Here is a 25,329-nt window from a genome sequence, read left to right as displayed (position 1 = left end):
CGTATATTCTAACCCTGCACCTGGTTTATTATGTGCTGTTCTTGCGATATAATAACATCATGTTAAAAAAAGGAGCGCCACATAGACAGTGAAACAAATAGAATCGGCAAAAAACCAAAAAGTGAAGGATTGGAAAAAGCTTCACACAAAAAAAGAACGAACAAAAACAAATACATTTCTGATAGAGGGAGAACACCTCGTTGAAGAGGCGTTGAAAAGCCCGGGCATTGTGAAAGAAATCCTTGTAAAGGATGAAACGAAGATTCCTTCAGATCTTGAGACTGGTATCCAGTGCTATATGCTGAGTGAAGATGCGTTTTCAGCTGTGACTGAAACCGAAACGCCGCAGCAGATTGCCGCTGTGTGCCATATGCCTGAAGAAAAGCTGGCAACGGCACGCAAGGTGCTGCTGATTGACGCTGTTCAAGATCCGGGCAACCTTGGCACAATGATTCGAACGGCTGATGCGGCCGGTTTGGATGCGGTTGTACTCGGTGACGGCACGGCGGACGCCTTGAACGGAAAAACACTGCGATCTGCTCAAGGATCTCACTTCCATATTCCTGTTGTGAGAAGAAACCTGCCTTCATATGTGGACGAATTGAAGGCAGAGGGCGTAAAAGTATACGGCACGGCGCTGCAAAACGGAGCGCCTTACCAGGAGATTCCTCAGTCTGAATCCTTTGCGCTCATTGTAGGAAATGAAGGTGCAGGGGTGGATGCTGCATTGCTGGAAAAAACGGATTTGAACCTGTACGTGCCGCTTTACGGACAGGCTGAATCACTAAACGTTGCGGTTGCGGCTGCCATCCTCGTGTATCACTTGCGAGGATAGTGTTGCGCCAAGCGTTGGATTTCTCTATAATAGAACATAATATTTCAAAAACCGTGACAGAGGACCTCAATTTCTGATCAACTGCTTTCCAGGGAGAAAATGCCGCTGACTGAGAGCATTTTTAACGCAGCCGGAAATTGGCTTCACCTCTTGAGTTGTCGCCGGGACCGCGTACACTGCGCGTAAAGGTGAACCGGAATCTGATTCCGTTATGTCAATGAAGCTGACGACAGCATCAGTCTGTCTGAAATAAGGGTGGTACCGCGGCCACAACTCGTCCCTTGTACAAGGGACGGGTTTTTTTTATTTTCCAAAGACATATGACGGTTTGTTTACATAAAAGGAGGATGCAAAATGGAAGAAAAGCTAAAACAGCTGGAACAAGAAGCTTTAGAACAAGTAGAAGCGGCAAGCTCATTGAAGGTTGTCAATGATATTCGGGTGCAATATCTCGGAAAAAAAGGGCCGATTACAGAAGTGCTGCGCGGAATGGGCAAGCTTTCTGCTGAGGAACGTCCAAAAATGGGGGCGCTCGCGAACGAAGTAAGGGAGCGTATTGCCAATGCGATTGCTGACAAAAACGAGAAGCTTGAAGAAGAGGAAATGAAACAGAAGCTTGCAGGGCAGACAATTGACGTCACGCTGCCGGGGAACCCTGTTGCAGTCGGCGGCCGCCATCCGCTCACTGTTGTCATTGAAGAAATTGAAGATTTATTTATCGGTATGGGCTACACAGTCGAGGAAGGGCCAGAGGTTGAAACGGATTACTACAACTTCGAATCGCTCAATCTTCCGAAAGAACACCCAGCGCGCGATATGCAGGACAGCTTTTACATCACAGAGGAAACTTTGATGAGAACGCAAACTTCTCCTGTCCAAACACGGACGATGGAAAAGCATGAAGGCAAAGGTCCCGTTAAAATCATTTGCCCGGGTAAAGTATATCGCCGTGATAACGATGATGCGACGCACTCTCACCAATTTATGCAAATTGAAGGGCTTGTCGTTGACAAAAACATCAGCATGAGTGATTTAAAAGGAACGCTTGAACTCGTTGCGAAAAAAATGTTCGGGCAAGACCGCGAAATCAGACTCCGCCCAAGCTTCTTCCCGTTTACTGAGCCTTCAGTAGAAGTGGATGTGACATGCTTTAAATGCGGTGGGAACGGCTGCTCAGTATGTAAAGGAACAGGCTGGATTGAAATCCTCGGCGCCGGCATGGTTCACCCGAACGTGCTTAAAATGGCTGGCTTTGATCCGAAGGAATATCAGGGCTTCGCATTCGGAATGGGTGTTGAGCGCATCGCGATGCTGAAATACGGCATTGATGATATCCGCCACTTCTATACAAACGATGTCAGATTTATTTCGCAGTTTAAACAGGCGTAAGAGGAGGATGCAAGGATGTTTGTTTCTTATAAATGGTTAGAGGATTATGTTGATTTAAAAGGCATGGACCCGGCTGTTCTTGCTGAAAAAATTACAAGAGCCGGTATTGAGGTTGAAGGAATTGAATACAAAGGAGAAGGCATCAAAGGCGTTGTCATCGGCCATGTGCTGGAGCGCGAGCAGCATCCGAATGCTGATAAACTGAATAAGTGCCTTGTGGATATTGGAGCTGAAGCCCCTGTACAAATCATTTGCGGCGCGCCGAATGTGGATAAAGGACAAAAAGTCGCGGTTGCAACAGTCGGAGCGGTGCTGCCGGGCAATTTCAAAATCAAAAAAGCTAAGCTTCGCGGTGAAGAATCAAACGGCATGATCTGTTCCTTACAGGAGCTTGGTATTGAAAGCAAACTTGTGGCGAAGGAGTATGCAGAAGGCATTTTCGTATTCCCGAATGACGCTGAAACAGGAAGCGATGCCTTAGCGGCTTTACAGCTTGACGATGCGATTCTTGAGCTGGGTTTAACGCCAAACCGCGCGGATGCCATGAACATGCTTGGTGTTGCTTACGAGGTTGCCGCGATTTTAGATACTGAGGTAAAGCTTCCGCAAACGGATTACCCGGCTGCTTCAGAACAAGCGTCTGATTACATTTCAGTCAAAATTGAAGATCAAGAAGCGAACCCGCTGTACACTGCAAAAATCATTAAAAATGTCACGATTGCTCCGTCACCGCTTTGGATGCAGACAAAGCTGATGAATGCAGGCATTCGTCCGCACAACAACGTCGTTGACATCACAAATTTTGTCCTGTTGGAATACGGACAGCCGCTTCATGCGTTTGATTATGACAGATTTGGCTCTAAGGAAGTGGTAGTAAGAAAAGCAGCTGAGAATGAAATGATCGTAACTCTTGATGATCAAGAACGTAAGCTGTCCGCCGATCACCTTGTCATTACAAACGGAACGAAAGCGCAGGCCGTTGCGGGTGTCATGGGAGGAGCAGAGTCAGAGGTTCAGGAAGATACGAAAACGATTTTGCTTGAGGCTGCGTATTTCAACGGGCAGACGGTTCGCAAGGCTTCCAAAGACCTTGGTTTGAGAAGTGAATCAAGCGTAAGATTTGAAAAAGGAATTGATCCGGCGCGCGTACGTCTTGCAGCAGAACGAGCTGCGCAGCTGATCCATCTGTATGCCGGCGGTGAGGTGCTTGCTGGAACAGTTGAGGAAGATCACCTGACAATCGAAGCAAATAACATTCACGTATCTGCTGATAAAGTGAGCAGCGTTCTAGGCCTGACGATCAGTAAAGAAGAACTGATTAGCATTTATAAACGTCTCGGTTTTACGGTCGGTGAAGCGGGTGAACTTCTCGTTGTGACTGTCCCATCACGCCGCGGCGACATTACAATAGAAGAGGATTTAATCGAAGAAGCGGCAAGACTGTACGGCTACGATAACATTCCGTCTACGCTTCCTGAGACAGCGGGAACTACAGGCGGATTAACGCCATACCAGGCAAAACGCCGTAAAGTCAGACGCTTCCTTGAAGGCGCAGGCTTATCACAAGCCATCACTTACTCACTGACAAACGAGAAGAAAGCGGCAGCGTTTGCGATTGAAAAATCACTGAATACTGTGCTTGCGCTTCCAATGAGTGAAGAAAGAAGCATTCTCAGACACAGTCTTGTTCCGAATCTGCTTGATTCTGTTTCTTACAACCTTGCGAGGCAGACTGACTCAGTTGCACTGTACGAAGTTGGCTCCGTTTTCCTGACGAAGGAAGAGGACACAAAACCTGTTGAAACAGAGCGCGTAGCAGGAGCTGTTACCGGATTATGGCGCAAACAGCTATGGCAGGGAGAAAAGAAACCAGTTGATTTCTTTGTTGTCAAAGGAATTGTAGAAGGGCTGTTAGACAAACTCAACGTCCTAGACAGCATTGAATTTGTACAGTCTGAACGCAAACAGCTGCATCCGGGCAGAACAGCGAACATTTTATTGAATGGTTCTCTGATCGGCTTCATCGGCCAAGTCCATCCTTCATTGGAAAAAGAACTGGATATAAAAGAAACATACGTATTTGAGCTCGATCTTCATGCGTTGCTCGCGGCAGAAACAGCCCCGCTTGTTTACACGGCGATTCCGAAATATCCGTCTGTGACACGTGATATCGCCCTTGTAACAGATAAAACCGTCACAAGCGGACAGCTCGAGAGCGTCATTAAAGAGGCTGGCGGAAAGCTTCTGAAAGAGGTAACCGTCTTTGACGTATACGAAGGAGAGCATATGGAGGAAGGCAAGAAGTCAGTCGCTTTCTCACTCCAGTATGTCAACCCTGAACAAACACTGACTGAAGAAGAAGTGACAAAGGCGCACAGCAAAGTGCTGAAAGCGTTAGAAGACACATATCAAGCTGTTTTAAGAGGCTGAGAAAAAAGCTTGCAGAGAAATCTGCAAGCTTTTTTCTATGAACGTTTTTTATCAGCAAGGCGCTGCGCTTTTTGCGTATTGGCGAAATGGAGTTTTGTAAAGGTTCTGAGTGCAGATGCCCCTTTTTTGAGGATTAGCTTGGCGGCCGCTTCATCGACGTGAGGACCGGCCCCTTTTGGAAGCGTCATTCCTGCCTCGCGTGATAGTTTATCGATTTCCATTAAAAACGAATATCTTGCAATGATTGAAGCAGCGGCGACAGCCAGGTGAATACCTTCAGCTTTTGTGCTAAAATAGGTCCGCTCCTTCACAATGTCTCTGCCCTTTAAATGATTGAAGTAGACGCCTGGCTCAGCGAATTGGTCAATCAAAATAGCTTCAGGCTTTACTCCATCCAATTTTCTTAATAAATGTGTGATCGCCTGATTGTGCAGCAAAGCTTTCATTTTCCCTTGGCTCATGCCTTTTTCCTGCATGCTGTTATACTTTTCATTTTTTAAAACCAGCAGGCTATATGGAATGGTTTTGATCAGGTTTCGGGCAATCTCGATGATTTGCGGATCTTTTAAATCTTTAGAATCCTTAACACCGAGTTCCTTCATTAAAGGAAGCATGGTTTTGTCGACGTATGCACATACAACCGTCATTGGGCCAAAGTAATCTCCGGTTCCGACTTCGTCAGAACCGATAACAGACATTCCGGCGATATCTGCCGGAGGGGCATAGCGGGGATCAGCCGGCTTTTTGGCCGTTTTCTTCTTTTCCTGAGGCTCTGCTGTTCCCCAGCGCGCGGATTCTGCCGCAGCGTTTTTGCCTTGAAACAAGACCTTGCCTGATTTATATGCTGTAATGGTACAGCCGGGCGGTTTCGCCTGAAAAACGGCTCCCTGCGGAACAGAGGCTGTAAGCGAACCGCTGTACGTCATTTTCATTTGGTCAATAGCAGACAACGATACTTTTATCACTGAATGGGACACGTAATAATCTCCTTTTTTTACACTTTTCGCTGTATATACCAGTGTATCATAACAGCGGGAGGCTCGTCTTTCCATTCATTTAATAAACGTGTTATGATAAGAACTAGGATTCTCGCGGAATGGAGGAGAAACGTTGTCTGACGGCAAAAAAACAAAAACAACCGTTGACATTTACGGCCAGCACTTCACGATTGTCGGTGAAGAAAGCAGAGCCCATATGAGGTATGTCGCCGGAATTGTTGATGATAAAATGAGAGAAATCAATGAAAAAAATCCATACCTTGATATAAATAAACTTGCAGTGCTGACAGCGGTAAATGTGGTGCACGATTATGTCAAATTACAAGAGAAATGTGAAAAACTGGAGCGTCAGCTTAAAGAAAAGGATTGAACAACTATGCTAGATATCATCATCTTAATCTTGCTCCTGATGGGGACTTTACTGGGGTTAAAACGCGGTTTTATCCTGCAGTTTATCCGCTTGACGAGCTTTATTTTATCAATTGCCTTTGCGGCTTTATTCTATAAAAACGTGGCACCGCATTTACATTGGATTCCCGCACCCGATTTTTCAGCGGGACAGCCGGCTCTTTCTTTTTTTACGGGGAATTTGGAAGCAGCGTACTATAATGCGATTGCGTTTATCGTTTTATTTATCATTGCTAAAATCTTACTGAGAATCATCGGCTCGTTCCTGAGTATTGTAGCCGGCATTCCGGTGATTAAACAAATCAACCAGATGCTGGGAGCCGTTCTCGGTTTTCTAGAAGTCTATTTATTTACATTTGTGCTGCTGTATGTCGCATCCGTTCTGCCGGTAGATGCGTTGCAGCAAATGATGGGGCAATCGTCTCTCGCAAATGTGATCATTAACCATACACCGTACTTGTCAGGGCTTTTACAAGAGCTGTGGACACAGTACGGGGCATAAAAAAACTTCTCTTGTCCGGAGAAGTTTTTTTCAAGTATGATGGAAACATATGTGAACGTCTGGGGGTTATGATATGCATAAAAAAGATATTATCCGGCTGCTTGAAACCATTGCAGTCTATATGGAACTCAAAGGGGACAACCCGTTTAAAGTATCCGCCTTCCGAAAAGCGGCGGCAGCCCTGGAACAGGACGACCGAAGCTTATCAGAAATGGACGATATGATGTCGCTGTCCGGCATTGGAAAAGGAACGTACAGCGTCATTAAAGAGTATATAGATGAAGGAAAGTCAAGCACGCTCGAATCGCTTCAGAAAGAAGTGCCGGAAGGACTCGTGCCTTTATTGAAGCTGCCGGGGCTCGGCGGCAAAAAAATCGCAAAGCTGTATAAAGAGCTCGGCGTACACGATGCAGAATCTCTAAAGGAAGCCTGTGAACAGCAAAAGGTGCAAGGTCTTGCGGGCTTTGGCAAAAAATCGGAAGAAAAAATATTACAGGCGCTCGGGGAAGCCGGAAAACAGCCTGAACGGTTCCCGATCGGCTACGCCCTCCGGATCGCGCGGGAAATTGAGGAGCATCTTTCTCAATTTACGCATATCATCAAATTTTCTCGTGCCGGAAGTCTCCGCAGAGCGCGGGAAACGGTGAAGGATCTGGATTATATCATTGCTACAGATCATCCGGCTGAAGTAAGAGAGCAGCTTCTTGAGCTGCCAAACATCAAAAGCGTGATCGCAAGCGGAGATACGAAGGTGTCCGTCATCCTTTCCTTTGAATATGAAACAAGCGTCGATTTCCGTCTTGTGACGGAAGAGCAGTTTCCGACAACACTCCATCATTTTACGGGATCAAAGGATCACAATATTAAGATGCGCCAAATCGCCAAAGAACGCGGCGAGCGGATCAGTGAATACGGCGTTGAGACAGTTGAAACCGGAGAAATCAAAACATTTCCGAGTGAACGTGAATTTTATGCGCACTTCGGCCTGCCGCTGATTCCGCCGGAAATTCGTGAAAGCGGACAGGAAGTGGAAACCTACAGCGACAGCATTGAACTGATAGAACCCGGGCAAATCAAAGGTGATCTCCACATGCACTCAACGTGGAGCGATGGTGCATTTTCGATCAGAGAGATGGCTGAAGCCTGCATCAAAAAAGGCTATCAATACATGGCGATCACCGATCACTCACAATATTTAAAGGTCGCCAACGGCCTTACTGCAGAAAGACTTAAGCAGCAGGCAAAAGAAATTGACGCACTAAATGCAGAGTTTGAAAACTTCCGTATTTTGAAAGGCGTTGAGATGGATATCCTGCCTGACGGTACGCTCGATTATGATGACGATGTGCTTGCGGAAATGGATATCGTTATTGCATCGATTCATTCCAGTTTTAATCAGCCGGAACACGTGATTATGAAACGGCTTGAGACGGCACTGACAAACAAGCATGTTGACATTATCGCACACCCGACCGGGCGCCTTATCGGCAGACGGGCCGGTTACGAAATCGATATTGATCAGCTGATTGAGCTTGCGAGGAAAACAAATACGGCGCTTGAACTCAACGCCAACCCTGCGCGCCTTGATCTACGCACAGAGCATTTAATGAAAGCAAACGAACAAGGGGTTACATTGGTGATTAATACTGATGCCCATAATATTGAGATGTTAGACGATATGAAAACTGGCGTTACTGCCGCGCGCAAAGGATGGACGGAAACGAAAAACGTTCTGAATGCCCGGTCGCTTAAAGACGTAGAGGCATTTCTGAAGCGCAACGATTAAGTAAGGAGGCTCACACAATCGTGCAGCAAAAAGTATTATCAGCTCTTGAATTTCATAAAGTGAAAGAACAGGTTATTGGGCATGCCGCTTCATCGCTCGGAAAAGAAATGCTTCTCGAGCTTAAGCCTTCTGCTTCTATAGACGAAATCAAAAAACAGCTGGATGAAGTAGACGAAGCTTCTGACATTATTCGGCTGAGAGGCCAAGCGCCATTTGGCGGCCTTGTAGATATCAGAGGAGCGTTAAGACGGGCGGAAATCGGCAGCGTTCTCAGTCCTTCTGAATTCACTGAAATCTCAGGCCTGCTTTATGCAGTTAAACAAATGAAACATTTTATCACCCAAATGGCTGAAGACGGTGTCGACATTCCGCTGATCCATCAGCATGCTGAACAGCTTATCACGCTGTCCGATTTAGAGCGGGACATTAATTCCTGCATCGATGATCACGGAGAAGTGCTTGATCATGCATCGGAAACATTAAGAGGAATCCGCACACAGCTCAGAACACTCGAATCAAGAGTCAGAGACCGGTTAGAGTCGATGCTGCGTTCCTCTTCCGCATCGAAAATGCTGTCTGATACGATTGTTACGATTCGGAATGACCGCTTTGTGATCCCGGTCAAACAGGAGTACAGATCCAGCTATGGAGGAATTGTGCACGACACCTCATCCTCTGGTGCGACACTATTCATTGAACCGCAGGCGATTGTAGATATGAACAATTCCCTTCAACAGGCGAAAGTGAAAGAAAAGCAAGAAATTGAACGGATTTTGCGTGTGCTGACAGAGAAAACGGCAGAGTATACAGAGGAGCTATTTCTAGATTTGCAAGTGCTGCAGACACTTGACTTTATTTTTGCAAAAGCTAGATATGCAAAAGCGGTTAAAGCAACAAAACCGATTATGAACGATACCGGCTTTATCCGTTTGAAAAAAGCCCGCCATCCATTGCTTCCGCCTGACCAGGTTGTTGCCAATGACATCGAGCTTGGCCGCGATTTTTCAACCATTGTCATCACAGGGCCAAACACAGGGGGGAAAACAGTCACCCTTAAAACGTTAGGCCTGCTAACCTTAATGGCGCAATCAGGTCTTCATATCCCGGCAGATGAAGGGTCAGAAGCGGCAGTATTTGAGCACGTATTCGCTGATATCGGTGATGAACAGTCGATTGAGCAAAGTTTAAGTACGTTCTCATCCCATATGGTGAACATTGTCGGCATTTTAGAACAGGTCAATGAAAACAGCCTTGTGCTTTTCGATGAACTTGGTGCAGGGACAGACCCGCAGGAGGGGGCGGCCCTCGCCATGAGCATCTTGGATGACGTGCATCGCACCAATGCACGAGTGTTAGCTACGACGCATTATCCGGAATTGAAGGCGTACGGCTATAACAGAGAAGGCGTCATGAATGCCAGCGTTGAATTTGACATCGAAACGCTGTCACCGACCTATAAACTTTTAATTGGTGTGCCGGGTCGAAGCAATGCTTTCGAAATTTCAAAACGCCTCGGGCTCCCGGACCATATCATCGGGCAGGCGAAGTCAGAAATGACGGCCGAGCATAACGAAGTCGATACGATGATTGCGTCGCTGGAACAAAGCAAAAAACGTGCGGAAGAAGAGCTTTCTGAGACAGAATCAATCAGAAAAGAAGCGGAAAAACTGCATAAAGAGCTGCAGCAGCAAATCATCGAGCTTAACAGCAAAAAAGACAAAATGCTTGAAGAGGCAGAACAGCAGGCTGCTGAAAAAGTAAAAGCGGCAATGAAAGAAGCCGAGGACATTATTCATGAATTGCGCTCCATAAAAGAAGAACACAAATCCTTCAAGGATCACGAGCTGATTAACGCGAAGAAACGGTTAGAAGGCGCTATGCCGGCTTTTGAAAAGTCCAAGAAACCGGAAAAGCCGAAAGCGCAAAAACGCGACTTTAAGCCTGGCGACGAGGTGAAAGTCCTCACTTTCGGGCAAAAAGGAACATTGCTCGAAAAAACAGGCGGCAATGAATGGAATGTTCAAATCGGTATTTTAAAGATGAAAGTAAAAGAAAAAGATCTGGAGTTTATCAAATCAGCTCCGGAGCAAAAAAAAGAAAAAATCATTACAGCGGTCAAGGGAAAGGACTATCACGTATCGCTTGAACTTGATCTCCGCGGCGAACGCTATGAAAATGCCCTCAGCCGGGTTGAAAAATACTTGGATGATGCGGTGTTAGCCGGATATCCAAGAGTGTCAATCATCCACGGAAAAGGAACCGGCGCTTTAAGAAAAGGCGTACAGGATCTTCTGAAAAACCACCGCAGCGTCAAAAGTTCCCGTTTCGGTGAAGCAGGTGAGGGAGGATCAGGCGTTACGGTTGTTGAACTAAAATAAAAGGGAGTATGGCCATGAGTGATTTTTGGGAAAACGAGCTTGTGGAAATCGCGGCATATTACAGTGTCGCGGTTCTCTGCCTCGTCCTCTTTTTGACTGTGTTTGAGCTGGTGACGGCTTATAAAAACTGGGAAGAGATTCAAAAAGGAAATCTTGCGGTGGCAATGGCGACCGGCGGAAAAATTTTGGGAATCGCAAACGTATTTCAGCATTCCATCTCCCAGCATAATTCGCTGCTGCAAATGATCGGCTGGGGCGTTTACGGGTTTGTTATGCTTCTGATCAGCTACTTTATTTTTGAGTTTTTGACTCCGCGGTTTAAAATTGATCAGGAAATCGAGAATGATAACCGGGCTGTCGGCTTTATTTCATTTGTCATTTCTGTCGGGCTTTCATTTGTAGTGGCAGCCGGAATATAAGGGGACGGAGAATAGATGGAAAAGCTTGCGAAAATACTGCTCGCCGCAGCGGGAATCTTTTTGTTAATTGGTCTTATATATCTGTTCATATTATGAGAAAAAGAAAGATTTACCTTTCTTTTTCTTTTTTTTGCCGTCCATCTGCTATAATGATAAGGTGGATCTCTAAAATCGAAAGGGGAGGTTTTATGCAGTCTCAAAAGCCGTGGCTTGCCGAGTATCCCAACGATATCCCGCATGAGCTTCCGTTGCCGAATAAAACCCTGCAATCCATCCTGACAGACTCCGCCGCACGATTCCCTGATAAAACCGCAATATCGTTTTATGGAAAAAAACTCACCTTTCATGACATTCTGACGGATGCTCTTAAACTTGCAGCTTTTTTGCAGTGCAATGGCCTGCAAAAAGGAGACAGAGTGGCTGTTATGCTGCCCAATTGCCCGCAAACAGTGATTTCTTATTATGGCGTCTTGTTTGCCGGTGGCATCGTGGTGCAGACGAATCCGCTTTATACCGAGCATGAGCTTGAATACCAGCTTAGAGATGCTCAGGTAAGTGTAATCATCACCTTAGATTTGCTTTTTCCGAAGGCAATAAAAATGAAAACGTTATCAATAATCGACCAGATTTTGATAACCAGCGTAAAAGACTATTTGCCTTTTCCGAAGAATATTCTTTACCCGCTGACGCAAAAACAAAAAGTGCATATCGACTTTGACAAAACAGCTAACATTCACACGTTTGCTTCCAGTATGAAGCAGGAAAAAACTGAACTCCTGACAATCCCGAAGATCGATCCTGAGCATGATATCGCTGTCCTCCAGTATACCGGAGGAACAACCGGAGCTCCAAAAGGGGTTATGCTCACGCACCAAAATATTTTGGCAAATACTGAAATGTGCGCCGCTTGGATGTATGACGTGAAAGAAGGCGCTGAAAAAGTGCTGGGCATCGTCCCGTTTTTTCATGTCTACGGACTGACGGCAGTCATGAACTATTCGATTAAACTAGGCTTCGAAATGATTCTTCTTCCTAAGTTTGATCCGCTCGAAACACTTAAAATCATCGACAAACACAAACCGACGCTCTTTCCTGGCGCACCGACAATTTACATTGGCCTTTTGCATCACCCCGAATTGCAGCATTATGATCTGTCATCCATTAAAAGCTGTCTTAGCGGATCAGCCGCGCTTCCCGTGGAGGTAAAGCAGAAATTTGAAAAGGTGACTGGCGGAAAGCTTGTGGAAGGCTATGGTTTGTCTGAGGCATCCCCAGTGACGCACGCCAATTTTATATGGGGAAAAAACAAGCCGGGCAGTATCGGCTGTCCTTGGCCGAGTACGGACGCTGCGATCTATTCTGAAGAGACGGGTGAGCTTGCCGCTCCGTATGAGCATGGAGAAATCATTGTAAAAGGTCCGCAAGTCATGAAAGGATACTGGAATAAACCAGAGGAAACCGCCGCAGTGCTGAGAGATGGCTGGCTGTTCACCGGGGACATGGGCTATATGGATGAAGAAGGCTTTTTCTATATTGCTGACAGGAAGAAGGATATCATCATTGCCGGTGGTTACAATATTTACCCGCGTGAGGTAGAAGAAGCGCTTTATGAACATGAAGCCATCCAGGAAATTGTTGTCGCAGGCGTTCCCGATTCCTACAGGGGAGAAACAGTAAAAGCATTTGTCGTATTAAAGAAAGGCGCAAAAGCCGATGCAGAAGAACTGGACGATTTTGCGAGATCACGTCTAGCTCCCTATAAGGTGCCCAAAGCCTATGAGTTCAGAAAAGAGCTGCCGAAAACGGCGGTGGGAAAAATTTTAAGAAGGCGTTTACTTGATGAGGAAACCGAAAATCATCATATCAAATAAAAAAAGAGAACGTCCATGAATAAACTTGACAAACCTGAAAATCCTTCTTATCATAAAATTATGAATGAATAGTCATTCATTTCTATAGGAAGGAACGATGAACATTGAAGCAAAAACGGCCAAAGTATATGCAGATTATTGATGCAGCAGTAGAAGTCATTGCAGAAAACGGCTACCACCAGTCACAGGTATCCAAAATTGCCAAACAAGCCGGAGTAGCGGACGGCACCATCTATCTCTATTTTAAAAACAAAGAAGATATTTTAATTTCTCTTTTCAAAGAAAAAATGGGTCAATTTATTGAGCGGATGGAAGAGGACATTAAAGAAAAAGCAACAGCGAAAGAGAAATTGGCGCTTGTGATTTCAAAGCATTTTTCCCTTTTAGCGGGTGACCATAATCTCGCAATTGTCACGCAGCTTGAGCTCCGCCAATCCAACTTGGAGCTGCGCCAAAAAATCAACGAAATATTAAAAGGCTACTTAAATATTTTGGATGGCATTTTGACGGAAGGCATACAATCAGGCGAATTAAAAGAAGGCCTCGACGTCCGCCTCGCCCGGCAGATGATTTTTGGAACGATTGACGAAACCGTGACAACATGGGTGATGAATGACCAAAAGTACGATCTTGCTGCGCTTTCAGACAGCGTTTTAGAATTATTGGTGTCCGGAATTCATCATAAGTAAAGGAGTTCTGTCCTATGAATGCAATATCACTGGCAGTTGATCAATTTGTGGCAGTTTTGACGATTCACAATCCGCCGGCAAATGCGCTTTCCAGCCGGATATTAGAAGAGCTGTCTTCCTGTCTTGATCAATGTGAGACAGATGCAGGCGTTCGAAGCATTATCATTCACGGCGAGGGAAGATTTTTCTCAGCCGGCGCTGATATTAAAGAATTTACATCGCTTAAAGGCAATGAGGATTCCTCATTGCTCGCTGAGCGCGGCCAGCAGTTAATGGAGAGAATCGAAAGCTTTCCAAAACCGATTATCGCAGCGATTCACGGCGCTGCTCTCGGAGGCGGGCTGGAGCTTGCGATGGCCTGTCATATCAGAATCGCAACAGAAGATGCTAAGCTGGGGCTCCCGGAGCTTAATCTCGGTATCATTCCAGGTTTTGCGGGGACACAGCGCCTTCCGAGATATGTCGGTACAGCCAAAGCATTAGAGCTCATCGGATCAGGAGAACCGATATCCGGAAAAGAAGCGCTTGATCTCGGACTTGTCTCAATTGGAGCGAAAGATGAGGCAGAAGTGATTGAAAAAGCAAAAGCACTTGCCGCTAAGTTTGCAGAGAAAAGCCCGCAAACGCTGGCATCTTTGCTTGAGCTTCTTTATTCCAACAAGGTTTATTCCTATGAAGGCAGCTTAAAGCTTGAAGCAAAGCGATTTGGGGAAGCATTTGAGTCAGAGGACGCCAAGGAAGGCATCCAGGCATTTCTCGAAAAAAGAAAGCCTCAGTTCAAAGGCGAATAAAAGGGGATATGATCATGAATCTATTTGTACTGATGAAACGGACGTTTGACACAGAAGAAAAAATCGTCATTGAAACAGGAAAGATTCAGGATGACGGAGCGGAATGGATCATTAATCCATATGATGAGTACGCGATAGAAGAAGCCATCCAGCTGAAGGAAAAGCATGGCGGCACGATCACCGCCGTCACGGTCGGCGGTGAAGAAGCGGAGAAAGAATTGCGTACGGCGCTTGCCATGGGTTGTGACCAAGCTGTTTTAATCAACATAGAAGATGATCTTGAAGAACCCGACCAATATTCCATTTCTCAAGTTTTATACCACTATATGAAGGATCAGGAGTTTGATTTGATTCTCGGCGGAAATGTTGCCATTGACGGAGGATCAGGACAAGTGGCGCCTCGGCTTGCCGAGCTACTGGACATTCCGTGTATCACTACGATCACCAAACTCGAAATCAACGGCACTGATGCAGAAGCAGAAAGGGACGTCGAAGGGGATGTTGAAAAAATCAAAACGACGCTCCCATTGCTTGTCACAGCTCAGCAGGGCTTAAACGAGCCGCGCTATCCATCGCTTCCGGGAATTATGAAGGCTAAGAAAAAGCCGCTTGAAGAGCTTGAACTTGATGATCTTGACCTGGACGAAGAGGATGCTGAACCAAAGCTGAAAACCATTGAACGTTTTCTGCCGCCGAAAAAAGAAGCCGGGAAGCTTCTCCAAGGTGAGCCTGCTGAACAGGCAAAAGAGCTTGTTTCATTGCTCCGCAGCGAAGCTAAAGTCATTTAAAGCTTGGACATTCAAAGAAACAGGGGGATGTTAGAATGGGAAAAAAAGTGATCGTGCTTGGAGAAATACGCGATGGGGAATTGCGGAATGTCACCTTTGAAGCAATAGCTGCAGGAAGAACCATTTCAGGAGATGGGGAAGTCATCGGTGTTCTCATCGGTGAAAATGTACAAAGCATTGCACAAGAGCTTATTCATTACGGAGCAGATAAAGTTCTTACCGCTGAGGACCCGAAGCTGAAAACATACACGGCAGACGGGTACAGCCAGGTCATGAGAGGTGTTATCGAGCAAGAAAATCCTGATTCAGTCATCTTCGGGCATACGGCAATGGGCAAGGATCTTTCACCGAAGCTTGCTGCCCGGCTGCAAACAGGCTTAATTTCTGATGCTATAGATGTAAGCGTTACCGGAGGAAATGTTGTGTTCACACGGCCGATTTACTCGGGGAAAGCTTTTGAACGTGTCATTTCAACCGATCCGATGATCTTTGCAACAATTCGCCCCAATAACATTCAAGCTTCAGAAAAAGACACCAGCAGGTCGGGGAGCATCGAAAGCATTGATGTTTCTCTTACTGACCTCCGCACTGTTATCCAAGAGGTCGTCAAAAAAACGGCGGACGGTGTTGATCTCTCCGAAGCGAAAATTATCGTTGCGGGCGGCCGAGGAGTCAAAAGCATGGAAGGATTTCAGCCGCTGCAGGAGCTTGCAGAGGTGCTAGGGGCCGCAGTCGGGGCTTCTCGCGGGGCATGTGACGCTGATTATTGCGATTATGCTCTCCAAATCGGGCAGACCGGGAAAGTCGTCACTCCGGATTTGTACATTGCATGCGGCATTTCCGGCGCCATCCAGCATTTGGCCGGCATGTCAAACAGCAAGGTGATCGTCGCCATCAATAAAGACCCCGAAGCCGATATCTTTAAAATAGCGGATTACGGCATCGTCGGTGATTTATTTGAAGTTGTCCCGTTATTAACTGAGGAATTCAAACAATTGAATATACACTCATAAAGGAAATCCCGGACTTTAAAAGTTCGGGATTTTTTCATATTTATAAATACATACGTACAAATATAAAAACAATAGAAAATGTCGTTGACATGTACGAACATATATAATATGGTTACTTTAAAAGCGCTTACATTCATGCTGACTCCTCAGGCAAAGACAGATCACATATTTGACTGTGGTGCTTTTCATATCCGTATGAAAGGAATGATCAGAGGCATGTCTGAACATCAAGCAGTGATTCAAACAGATATCGTAAAAGGAACCATTAACAAAAATATATACGGTCATTTTGCCGAGCATTTAGGAAGAGGGATTTATGAGGGGATCTGGGTCGGAACGGACTCAGACATCCCCAATATCAACGGGATACGAAAGGACGTGCTGGAGGCGCTCAAACAGCTGCACATTCCTGTCCTCAGGTGGCCGGGCGGGTGTTTTGCGGACGAATACCATTGGGCAAACGGTGTCGGTGACCGTAAGACAATGCTGAACACTCACTGGGGCGGTACAATTGAATCAAATGAATTCGGAACGCATGAATTTATGATGCTTTGCGAGCTGCTTGAATGCGAGCCATATATTTGCGGCAATGTCGGAAGCGGAACCGTTCAGGAAATGGCGGAGTGGATTGAGTATATGACATTTGAAGAAGGCACGCCGATGTCAGACTGGAGAAAGCAAAATGGAAGAGAAGAACCTTGGAAGCTGAAATATTTCGGCGTGGGCAATGAAAACTGGGGCTGCGGCGGCAACATGCATCCCGAATACTACGCAGATCTGTACCGGCGTTTTCAGACTTATGTCCGCAATTACAGCGGGAATGACATTTATAAAATTGCAGGCGGCGCAAATGTGGATGATTTTAATTGGACGGACATGCTTATGAAAAAAGCCGCTGGCCTGATGGACGGGTTGAGTCTTCATTATTACACGATTCCGGGGGATTTCTGGAAGGGCAAAGGATCAGCCACAGAATTCACGGAAGATGAATGGTTTATTACGATGAAAAAAGCCAAATACATCGATGAATTGATTCAAAAACACGGCACGATTATGGACCGGTACGATCCGGAGCAGCGGGTCGGGCTGATTATTGATGAATGGGGCACGTGGTTTGATCCCGAGCCAGGCACGAATCCCGGTTTCTTATATCAGCAAAACACCATTCGTGATGCACTGGTGGCGGCTTCTCATTTCCACATTTTCCATCAGCATTGCCGCCGGGTGCAAATGGCCAACATCGCCCAAACAGTAAATGTTCTTCAAGCGATGATTTTGACTGAGGGAGAGCGGATGCTTTTGACACCGACGTACCATGTATTCAATATGTTTAAGGTGCACCAGGACGCTTCTCTTTTAGCCACAGAGACAATGTCTGCCGACTATGAATGGAACGGTGAAACGCTTCCGCAAATCAGCATTTCAGCATCGAAACAAGCTGAAGGCGATATCAATATCACAATTTGCAACATCGATCACCAAAACAAAGCGGAGGCGGAAATCGAGCTGAGAGGCCTACACAAGGCAGCGGACCATTCCGGAGTCATTCTTACGGCAGAAAAAATGAATGCGCATAACACGTTTGACGATCCTCATCATGTCAAACCGGAATCCTTCAGGCAATACACGCTCAGCAAAAACAAACTGAAAGTAAAACTCCCGCCAATGTCAGTCGTCTTACTTACGCTGCGTGCTGATTCTTAATCACGCAAGAGCGCCGGAGCTTCATGCCGGCGCTCTTTTTCAGGTTTTGAAACAGCTCCGGCAGGGCATGGTAAAGTACATGACAGTGAAGAGGAGATGTGATCTTATGCTTCGTACCATTTTAATGATTATTGGGGCAATTGTAGTGATCGGGGCCATTATCAGATTTGTGTTTTAAAAAAAGAGCATATCCCATTCAACCATATAAAAATGAGTAAACCGGCTGTGATCAGGAAAAAATAATTTGTAAGCATTAAAATAGCGTGAACGAATGGGAGATGCTATACTAAAAATCATCATTTCACATTGGAGGAATTCAATAATGGCTATCGTAAAAGCAACTGATCAATCTTTCTCAGCTGAAACAAGCGAAGGCGTCGTACTGGCAGACTTCTGGGCTCCTTGGTGCGGACCTTGTAAAATGATTGCACCTGTTCTTGAAGAATTGGATCAAGAAATGGGAGACAAACTGAAAATCGTAAAAATCGATGTAGACGAAAACCAAGAAACTGCCGGAAAATACGGCGTTATGAGCATCCCGACTCTTCTTGTGTTAAAAGACGGCGAAGTAGTTGAAACTTCAGTCGGCTTCAAACCAAAAGAAGCGCTTCAAGAGCTTGTAAACAAACATCTTTAATTTTCCGCTGCTTACATGCCAGAGCGATTCCGATTGAGGGATCGCTTTTTTTATTCGCCAATTGTGAACCATAGAGAAAAACAAACGTTCGTGTTAAACTGGAAATAAAGGATTAAACATAAGGAAGGGTAACATATGAACAAACAACTGAAAGAAAAACTCGCCCTCCTTCCTGATCAACCGGGTTGTTATCTCATGAAGGACCGGCAGCAGACTGTGATCTACGTAGGGAAAGCAAAAGTGCTGAAAAACAGAGTGCGCTCCTACTTCACCGGTTCTCACGACGCGAAAACCCAAAGGCTTGTGACGGAAATCGAGGATTTTGAATATATCGTGACGTCCTCCAATCTTGAAGCGCTTATTTTAGAAATGAATCTGATCAAAAAGCATGATCCGAAATACAACGTCATGCTCAAAGACGACAAAACCTATCCTTTCATAAAACTCACCCATGAACGCCACCCAAGGCTGATTGTCACCCGCAATGTCAAAAAAGACAAAGGGCGCTATTTCGGGCCGTATCCGAATGTACAGGCAGCAAGGGAAACAAAAAAACTGCTCGACCGTCTGTATCCTCTCAGAAAATGCTCCAAGCTCCCGGACAGAGTGTGCCTTTACTATCATCTGGGCCAATGCCTCGCTCCGTGTGTAAAGGATATTTCCGAAGAGACGAACAGAGAGCTGGTTGAAAGCATTACACGTTTCTTAAGGGGCGGCTATAATGAGGTCAAAAAAGAGCTTGAAGAGAAAATGCATGAAGCTGCTGAGAATCTTGAGTTTGAACGAGCAAAAGAGCTTCGTGACCAAATTGCCCATATTGAATCAACGATGGAAAAACAAAAAATGACGATGAACGATCTAGTCGACCGTGATGTATTCGCGTACGCGTACGATAAGGGCTGGATGTGCGTGCAGGTCTTTTTCATCCGCCAAGGAAAGCTCATTGAACGCGATGTCAGCATGTTCCCGCTTTATCAGGAAGCAGATGAAGAGTTCCTCACGTTCATCGGGCAGTTCTATTCAAAAAACAACCACTTCCTTCCGAAGGAGATTTTAGTTCCGGACAGCGTAGATCAATCCATGATCGAGCAGCTGCTGGAAACAAACGTTCACCAGCCGAAGAAAGGCCCGAAAAAAGAACTGCTCATGCTTGCCCATAAAAATGCGAAAATCGCATTGAAAGAAAAATTCTCTTTAATCGAACGCGACGAGGAGCGTTCAATCGGGGCTGTGCAGAAACTAGGTGAGGCATTAAATATTTATACGCCGCACAGAATTGAAGCGTTTGATAACTCAAACATACAGGGGACAAACCCGGTTTCCGCGATGATTGTGTTTATCGACGGCAAACCATACAAAAAGGAATACCGCAAATATAAAATCAAAACCGTTACAGGGCCGGATGATTACGGTTCTATGAGAGAGGTTGTCAGAAGACGCTATACGAGAGTGCTTCGTGAGAATCTGCCGCTGCCCGATCTGATTATCATTGACGGAGGAAAAGGGCAGATCAACGCAGCAAGGGATGTCATTGAAAATGAACTCGGCTTGGATATCCCGATCGCCGGTTTAGCGAAAGATGAAAAACACAGAACCTCAAATTTACTGATCGGTGAGCCGCTGGAGGTGGTGTATCTGGAACGAAACAGCCAGGAATTTTACCTCCTGCAGCGCATCCAGGACGAGGTGCACCGTTTTGCAATCAGTTTTCACAGGCAAATCCGCGGAAAAAGCGCGTTTCAATCCGTTTTGGACGACATCCCGGGTATCGGAGAGAAAAGAAAGAAAATGCTGTTAAAGCATTTCGGTTCCGTTAAAAAAATGAAGGAAGCAAGCCTTGAGGACATCAAAAAAGCCGGTGTTCCCGCAGCGGCGGCTCAGCTCCTTTACGACAAATTGCAAAAATAATGTTGTCCTTTTAAATAAGATCTGATAAAATGTGAACTAATTTCATAGTTAGATCGTGTTATATGGTGAAGATAGAGGTGCGAACTTCAAGAGTATGCCTTTGGAGAAAGATGGATTCTGTGAAAAAGGCTGAAAGGGGAGCGTCGCCGAAGCAAATAAAACCCCATCGGTATTATTTGCTGGCCGTGCATTGAATAAATGTAAGGCTGTCAAGAAATCATTTTCTTGGAGGGCTATCTCGTTGTTCATAATCATTTATGATGATTAATTGATAAGCAATGAGAGTATTCCTCTCATTGCTTTTTTTATTGTGGACAAAGCGCTCTTTCTCCTCACCCGCACGAACCAAAATGTAAAGGGTGGTAATACATGGGTCTTATTGTACAAAAATTCGGAGGCACTTCCGTCGGCTCAGTCGAAAAAATTCAAAATGCGGCAAACCGCGCAATTGCAGAAAAACAGAAAGGCCATCAAGTCGTTGTCGTCGTTTCAGCAATGGGAAAATCCACTGACGAATTGGTCAGCCTTGCAAAAGCTATTTCTGACCAGCCCAGCAAACGCGAAATGGATATGCTGCTGGCGACAGGCGAGCAGGTCACGATTTCACTCCTTTCAATGGCATTGCAGGAAAAAGGCTATGACGCTGTGTCTTATACTGGCTGGCAGGCGGGAATCCGTACAGAGGCCATTCACGGAAACGCCAGAATTACAGATATCGACACATCGGTTTTAGCAGACCAGCTCGAAAAGGGAAAAATTGTCATTGTCGCAGGATTCCAAGGCATGACAGAGGATTGTGAAATTACGACATTGGGCCGGGGCGGTTCAGATACAACAGCAGTTGCTTTGGCTGCCGCTTTAAAAGCTGATAAATGTGACATATACACAGACGTGCCAGGCGTGTTTACAACCGATCCGCGCTATGTGAAATCAGCGAGAAAACTTGCGGGCATCTCATACGATGAAATGCTTGAGCTTGCCAATTTAGGCGCCGGTGTTCTTCATCCGAGAGCAGTTGAGTTCGCGAAAAATTACCAAGTGCCGTTAGAAGTGCGTTCAAGTACAGAAACCGAAGCGGGAACATTAATTGAGGAGGAATCATCCATGGAACAGAATTTAATTGTCAGAGGCATTGCATTTGAAGATCAAATCACAAGAGTAACCATTTACGGGCTGACTAGCGGCCTGACAACTTTGTCTACTATTTTTACGACACTTGCCAAAAGAAACATAAATGTGGATATCATTATCCAAACGCAGGCCGAGGACAAGACTGGAATTTCCTTCTCTGTCAAAACAGAAGATGCAGACCAAACCGTTGCAGTGCTTGAAGAGTATAAAGACGCGCTGGAATTTGAGAAAATCGAGACAGAAAGCAAATTGGCTAAAGTATCCATTGTTGGATCCGGCATGGTCTCAAATCCTGGTGTAGCGGCTGAAATGTTTGCTGTACTGGCGCAAAAAAATATTTTAATCAAAATGGTCAGCACATCTGAAATCAAAGTGTCAACAGTCGTAAGCGAAAATGACATGGTGAAAGCAGTCGAGTCGCTTCACGATGCATTTGAGCTTTCAAAACACCCTTCAGCTGTGTAATGACAATCAAAAAGGCGGGACTATGCAGTCACCGCCTTTTTGATTACACTGGGTCTTTCATATCCCATTTCACAGTCAGAACCACTTTATCGGCTCTCTTTTTCACTTGTTCATATGATTCGGCAATCTGATCATTCATCAATTGAATTTGTTCAGCGATAAAACCAGCCTCCAGCTGAAAGCATGGTTCTTTCTGATGTTTAAGCCGGTTGGAAATGATCGGCCCTTCAAGTTCAAATTCAAGCTCCTGTTTTTTAGCGCTTACGTTGGTGAGGGTTCCCCAGCCCGCTTCTTCAAAGAAGGCCGGAAACTCCTCCCATGATTCAAGAGGAAACTTACGGGCGAGATGTTTTCCTGCCCAATACATCATGGAAGAGTAATCTTGGCCAAGCATATCTGGGAGAACGATCTCTCGTATTAGTTCGTAGGCATAGGCGTTCATTTCAATTTCTTTTAGGTTGTCAATAGATGCTTCAAATTTAGACTTCATATCTGTCTCCCCTCTCTCCTGCGTATATTATAGCTCAAACAGGGGGGAGGATTACAGAATGATCCTGTAATTCTTATGAAAAATTAAGCAAGAAATATATATTGATAAAATAAAATTTTTCAATCAACTAATCAATTCGGAAAATTATAATTTATGTACGCGTTTTCTTGACGCCCTTTTGAGGGAGGAGTAAAATGAAATTGTCAATAAATCTTAATAAAGTGCTTACAATTGAAAGAAGTGGGGGAAGAGATTTAGCACATTTCGCACTTATCAAACAGGGGGTAAAGTAATGTCTGGGAACAGAGAGTTTTATTTTCGAAGATTGCATTCCTTGCTTGGCGTCATACCGGTCGGCATCTTTCTTATTCAGCATTTAGTCGTCAACCAGTTTGCCGCAAGGGGCGCTGAAGCATTCAATAGCGCTGCTCATTTTATGGATAGTCTGCCTTTCAGGTATGCCTTGGAAATTTTTATTATCTTCTTACCATTAATTTATCATGCAGTTTATGGTGTGTACATAGCGTTTACTGCGAAAAATAACGCAGGTCAATACAGCTACATGAGAAACTGGCTATTCGTCCTGCAGCGTGTAACCGGTATCATCACCCTCATTTTCGTCAGCTGGCACGTGTGGGAAACCCGCATTGCCGCGCAAATGGGTGCTGAGGTCAATTTCGACATGATGGCGAATATTTTGAGCTCTCCGGCTATGCTTGGTTTTTACATTGTCGGTGTTTTATCAACAATTTTCCACTTCTCGAACGGTTTATGGTCTTTCGCTGTTACATGGGGCATCACGGTAACGCCTCGTTCTCAAAGAATTTCGACATACGTTACGCTGATTATTTTTGTTGCACTGTCATACGTAGGCTTAAAAGCGATTTTCGCATTTGTTTAAGAGTACTAGATTACTAGAGGGAGAGGGGCTATCATGAGTCAATCAAGCATTATCGTAGTCGGCGGGGGTCTTGCCGGCCTCATGGCGACAATTAAAGCAGCGGAATCAGGAATGGCGGTTAAATTGTTTTCCATCGTTCCTGTCAAACGTTCTCATTCAGTTTGTGCGCAAGGCGGCATAAATGGAGCGGTCAATACAAAAGGGGAAGGTGACTCTCCGTGGGAACATTTTGATGACACGGTATACGGGGGAGACTTTCTTGCCAACCAGCCGCCGGTCAAGGCGATGTGTGAAGCGGCGCCTTCGATCATCCACTTATTAGACCGGATGGGCGTCATGTTTAACCGGACGCCTGAAGGCCTGCTTGATTTCCGTCGATTCGGGGGTACACAGCATCACAGAACGGCTTATGCGGGTGCGACGACGGGACAGCAGCTGCTTTATGCACTGGACGAGCAAGTGCGCAGATACGAAGTTGCGGGTCTGGTCACAAAATACGAAGGCTGGGAATTCCTTGGCGCTGTTTTAGATGATGACAGAACCTGCCGTGGAATTGTTGCACAAAACCTGACAAACATGCAAATTGAATCCTTCCGTTCAGACGCTGTCATTATGGCGACGGGCGGACCGGGAATCATCTTTGGAAAATCAACGAACTCCATGATTAATACAGGATCTGCTGCTTCAATCGTTTATCAGCAGGGAGCGTATTATGCAAACGGAGAATTCATTCAAATCCATCCGACAGCCATACCGGGCGATGACAAATTAAGACTGATGAGTGAATCAGCGCGTGGTGAAGGCGGTCGCGTGTGGACATATAAAGACGGCAAACCATGGTATTTCCTGGAGGAAAAATATCCGGCATACGGAAACCTGGTGCCGCGTGATATTGCGACACGCGAAATATTTGATGTGTGTGTGAACCAGAAGCTCGGCATTAACGGTGAAAACATGGTATATCTCGATCTGTCTCATAAAGATCCGAAAGAGCTTGATATTAAGCTTGGCGGCATCATTGAGATTTATGAGAAATTCATGGGAGACGACCCGCGTAAGCTTCCAATGAAAATCTTCCCTGCGGTCCATTATTCTATGGGCGGTTTATGGGTGGATTACGATCAAATGACAAACATCCCTGGACTGTTTGCGGCTGGGGAATGTGATTATTCTATGCACGGCGGCAACCGCTTGGGAGCGAACTCCTTGCTGTCTGCGATTTACGGAGGCATGGTGGCCGGACCGAATGCGGTGAAATATGTAAACGGCTTAGAATCTTCAGCGGAAGACATGTCTTCATCATTATTCGACGCTCACGTTAAGAAAGAAGAAGAAAAATGGGCTGATATTATGAGTATGGACGGAACCGAAAATGCCTATGTTCTTCACAAAGAGCTCGGTGAGTGGATGACGGCGAACGTAACGGTTGTCCGCCATAATGACAAGCTTTTGAAAACGGATGACAAAATTCAGGAGTTAATGGAGCGCTTCAAAAAGATCAACATCAATGATACGACAAAATGGAGCAACCAGGGAGCGATGTTCACACGCCAGTTCTCAAACATGCTTCAGCTTGCTAGGGTGATTACCCTTGGCGCATACAACCGTAATGAAAGCCGGGGCGCCCATTATAAACCGGATTATCCTGAACGTAATGATGATGAATGGCTCAAAACAACAATGGCTAAACATGTAAGCCCGTATGAAGCGCCGGAATTTGAGTATCAGGATGTCGATGTATCACTGATAACGCCTCGGAAACGGGATTACTCGAAGAAGAAGGTGGCGAAATAATC

The 25,329-nt window shown here is 45.5% G+C and carries 22 protein-coding genes and 1 riboswitch; of the genes, 19 read left to right on the top strand and 3 right to left on the bottom strand.

All coding sequences use genetic code 11. From position 1 onward, the window contains the following. Positions 1-88: 88 nt before the first annotated feature. Entirely contained in the window at positions 89-835 is a 747-nt protein-coding gene (locus M1D65_RS13945) for a TrmH family RNA methyltransferase (protein WP_187001849.1), read from the top strand. 66 nt (positions 836-901) lie between these two features. Here M1D65_RS13945 and M1D65_RS13940 read toward each other — a convergent pair whose 3' ends face one another. Next, positions 902-1,108 (bottom strand): hypothetical protein, encoded by a 207-nt coding sequence (locus tag M1D65_RS13940; RefSeq protein ID WP_004398812.1) that lies wholly within the window; start codon positions 1,106-1,108, stop codon positions 902-904. Between the two features lie 81 nt (positions 1,109-1,189). Between M1D65_RS13940 and pheS the strand changes: the two genes are divergently transcribed. Continuing rightward, positions 1,190-2,224: a phenylalanine--tRNA ligase subunit alpha gene (pheS, locus tag M1D65_RS13935; protein ID WP_004398818.1), complete on the top strand. Its 1,035-nt coding sequence runs from the start codon at positions 1,190-1,192 to the stop codon at positions 2,222-2,224. Positions 2,225-2,239: 15 nt separating this feature from the next. Beyond that, entirely contained in the window at positions 2,240-4,654 is a 2,415-nt protein-coding gene (pheT, locus tag M1D65_RS13930) for a phenylalanine--tRNA ligase subunit beta (RefSeq protein WP_046381255.1), read from the top strand. 35 nt (positions 4,655-4,689) lie between these two features. Here the strand turns inward: pheT and rnhC are convergent, their stop codons facing one another. Further along, positions 4,690-5,631 carry a ribonuclease HIII gene (rnhC, locus tag M1D65_RS13925; protein ID WP_456270597.1) on the bottom strand — a complete coding sequence of 314 codons (942 nt, stop codon included), beginning with the start codon at positions 5,629-5,631 and terminating at the stop codon, positions 4,690-4,692. A gap of 133 nt (positions 5,632-5,764) precedes the next feature. On the opposite strand from rnhC, the gene zapA reads away from it, so the two are divergent. The 14 genes from zapA (at position 5,765) to M1D65_RS13855 (ending at position 22,142) form a co-directional block, all read left to right on the top strand. Next, complete coding sequence (zapA, locus tag M1D65_RS13920) at positions 5,765-6,022, top strand: cell division protein ZapA (protein WP_003229534.1); 258 nt, start codon at positions 5,765-5,767, stop codon at positions 6,020-6,022. Positions 6,023-6,028: 6 nt separating this feature from the next. Then, the gene (locus M1D65_RS13915; RefSeq protein WP_003229537.1) at positions 6,029-6,562 is read left to right on the top strand and encodes a CvpA family protein; all 534 of its coding nucleotides are present in this window, start codon (positions 6,029-6,031) and stop codon (positions 6,560-6,562) included. 73 nt (positions 6,563-6,635) lie between these two features. Beyond that, a complete protein-coding gene (gene polX / locus M1D65_RS13910; RefSeq protein WP_015384310.1) occupies positions 6,636-8,348 on the top strand; it encodes a DNA polymerase/3'-5' exonuclease PolX in 1,713 nt (570 codons plus the stop codon). Positions 8,349-8,368: 20 nt separating this feature from the next. Continuing rightward, complete coding sequence (locus M1D65_RS13905; protein WP_187001847.1) at positions 8,369-10,726, top strand: endonuclease MutS2; 2,358 nt, start codon at positions 8,369-8,371, stop codon at positions 10,724-10,726. A 14-nt stretch (positions 10,727-10,740) separates the two neighbouring features. Then, the gene (locus M1D65_RS13900) at positions 10,741-11,145 is read left to right on the top strand and encodes a DUF350 domain-containing protein (protein ID WP_003237674.1); all 405 of its coding nucleotides are present in this window, start codon (positions 10,741-10,743) and stop codon (positions 11,143-11,145) included. 188 nt (positions 11,146-11,333) lie between these two features. Further along, on the top strand, positions 11,334-13,016 hold the full coding sequence (lcfA, locus tag M1D65_RS13895; protein ID WP_049141052.1) for a long-chain-fatty-acid--CoA ligase LcfA: 1,683 nt from the start codon (positions 11,334-11,336) through the stop codon (positions 13,014-13,016). Positions 13,017-13,120: 104 nt separating this feature from the next. Then, on the top strand, positions 13,121-13,705 hold the full coding sequence (gene fadR, locus M1D65_RS13890; protein WP_038828013.1) for a fatty acid metabolism transcriptional regulator FadR: 585 nt from the start codon (positions 13,121-13,123) through the stop codon (positions 13,703-13,705). Between the two features lie 14 nt (positions 13,706-13,719). Then, positions 13,720-14,496, top strand: a complete 777-nt coding sequence (locus tag M1D65_RS13885; RefSeq protein ID WP_038828015.1) for an enoyl-CoA hydratase — start codon at positions 13,720-13,722, stop codon at positions 14,494-14,496. Between the two features lie 14 nt (positions 14,497-14,510). Further along, on the top strand, positions 14,511-15,284 hold the full coding sequence (gene etfB / locus M1D65_RS13880; RefSeq protein ID WP_014480500.1) for an electron transfer flavoprotein subunit beta: 774 nt from the start codon (positions 14,511-14,513) through the stop codon (positions 15,282-15,284). A gap of 35 nt (positions 15,285-15,319) precedes the next feature. Continuing rightward, positions 15,320-16,297: an electron transfer flavoprotein subunit alpha gene (etfA, locus tag M1D65_RS13875; protein ID WP_049141054.1), complete on the top strand. Its 978-nt coding sequence runs from the start codon at positions 15,320-15,322 to the stop codon at positions 16,295-16,297. Positions 16,298-16,513: 216 nt separating this feature from the next. Beyond that, positions 16,514-18,001, top strand: a complete 1,488-nt coding sequence (abfB, locus tag M1D65_RS13870) for an alpha-L-arabinofuranosidase AbfB (RefSeq protein WP_249849506.1) — start codon at positions 16,514-16,516, stop codon at positions 17,999-18,001. A gap of 322 nt (positions 18,002-18,323) precedes the next feature. Next, on the top strand, positions 18,324-18,638 hold the full coding sequence (trxA, locus tag M1D65_RS13865; protein WP_003222500.1) for a thioredoxin: 315 nt from the start codon (positions 18,324-18,326) through the stop codon (positions 18,636-18,638). A 135-nt stretch (positions 18,639-18,773) separates the two neighbouring features. After that, on the top strand, positions 18,774-20,546 hold the full coding sequence (gene uvrC, locus M1D65_RS13860) for an excinuclease ABC subunit UvrC (RefSeq protein WP_038828019.1): 1,773 nt from the start codon (positions 18,774-18,776) through the stop codon (positions 20,544-20,546). A gap of 64 nt (positions 20,547-20,610) precedes the next feature. Beyond that, positions 20,611-20,790, top strand: a riboswitch (Lysine riboswitch). A gap of 125 nt (positions 20,791-20,915) precedes the next feature. Next, entirely contained in the window at positions 20,916-22,142 is a 1,227-nt protein-coding gene (locus M1D65_RS13855) for an aspartate kinase (RefSeq protein WP_024572581.1), read from the top strand. Positions 22,143-22,185: 43 nt separating this feature from the next. Here the strand turns inward: M1D65_RS13855 and M1D65_RS13850 are convergent, their stop codons facing one another. Then, on the bottom strand, positions 22,186-22,632 hold the full coding sequence (locus M1D65_RS13850; protein WP_003222508.1) for a YslB family protein: 447 nt from the start codon (positions 22,630-22,632) through the stop codon (positions 22,186-22,188). A gap of 292 nt (positions 22,633-22,924) precedes the next feature. Between M1D65_RS13850 and sdhC the strand changes: the two genes are divergently transcribed. Both sdhC and sdhA read left to right on the top strand, forming a co-directional pair. Then, complete coding sequence (sdhC, locus tag M1D65_RS13845) at positions 22,925-23,533, top strand: succinate dehydrogenase cytochrome B558 (protein WP_003222512.1); 609 nt, start codon at positions 22,925-22,927, stop codon at positions 23,531-23,533. A gap of 33 nt (positions 23,534-23,566) precedes the next feature. Next, positions 23,567-25,327: a succinate dehydrogenase flavoprotein subunit gene (gene sdhA, locus M1D65_RS13840; RefSeq protein WP_003229567.1), complete on the top strand. Its 1,761-nt coding sequence runs from the start codon at positions 23,567-23,569 to the stop codon at positions 25,325-25,327. Positions 25,328-25,329 lie beyond the last annotated feature (2 nt).

This window comes from Bacillus sp. JZ39 (genome assembly GCF_053903145.1).
Note: the sequence above shows the minus strand (reverse complement) of the source record. Positions and strands in the feature narration are given on the sequence as shown.

Coding starts and splice junctions, on each gene's coding strand:
- pheS (WP_004398818.1), top strand. CDS start 1,190: ATGGAAGAAAAGCTAAAACAGCTGGAACAAGAAGCTTTAGAACAAGTA.
- pheT (WP_046381255.1), top strand. CDS start 2,240: ATGTTTGTTTCTTATAAATGGTTAGAGGATTATGTTGATTTAAAAGGC.
- M1D65_RS13915 (WP_003229537.1), top strand. CDS start 6,029: ATGCTAGATATCATCATCTTAATCTTGCTCCTGATGGGGACTTTACTG.
- polX (WP_015384310.1), top strand. CDS start 6,636: ATGCATAAAAAAGATATTATCCGGCTGCTTGAAACCATTGCAGTCTAT.
- M1D65_RS13900 (WP_003237674.1), top strand. CDS start 10,741: ATGAGTGATTTTTGGGAAAACGAGCTTGTGGAAATCGCGGCATATTAC.
- lcfA (WP_049141052.1), top strand. CDS start 11,334: ATGCAGTCTCAAAAGCCGTGGCTTGCCGAGTATCCCAACGATATCCCG.
- M1D65_RS13885 (WP_038828015.1), top strand. CDS start 13,720: ATGAATGCAATATCACTGGCAGTTGATCAATTTGTGGCAGTTTTGACG.
- etfB (WP_014480500.1), top strand. CDS start 14,511: ATGAATCTATTTGTACTGATGAAACGGACGTTTGACACAGAAGAAAAA.
- etfA (WP_049141054.1), top strand. CDS start 15,320: ATGGGAAAAAAAGTGATCGTGCTTGGAGAAATACGCGATGGGGAATTG.
- abfB (WP_249849506.1), top strand. CDS start 16,514: ATGTCTGAACATCAAGCAGTGATTCAAACAGATATCGTAAAAGGAACC.
- trxA (WP_003222500.1), top strand. CDS start 18,324: ATGGCTATCGTAAAAGCAACTGATCAATCTTTCTCAGCTGAAACAAGC.
- uvrC (WP_038828019.1), top strand. CDS start 18,774: ATGAACAAACAACTGAAAGAAAAACTCGCCCTCCTTCCTGATCAACCG.
- M1D65_RS13855 (WP_024572581.1), top strand. CDS start 20,916: ATGGGTCTTATTGTACAAAAATTCGGAGGCACTTCCGTCGGCTCAGTC.
- M1D65_RS13850 (WP_003222508.1), bottom strand. CDS start 22,632: ATGAAGTCTAAATTTGAAGCATCTATTGACAACCTAAAAGAAATTGAA.
- sdhC (WP_003222512.1), top strand. CDS start 22,925: ATGTCTGGGAACAGAGAGTTTTATTTTCGAAGATTGCATTCCTTGCTT.
- sdhA (WP_003229567.1), top strand. CDS start 23,567: ATGAGTCAATCAAGCATTATCGTAGTCGGCGGGGGTCTTGCCGGCCTC.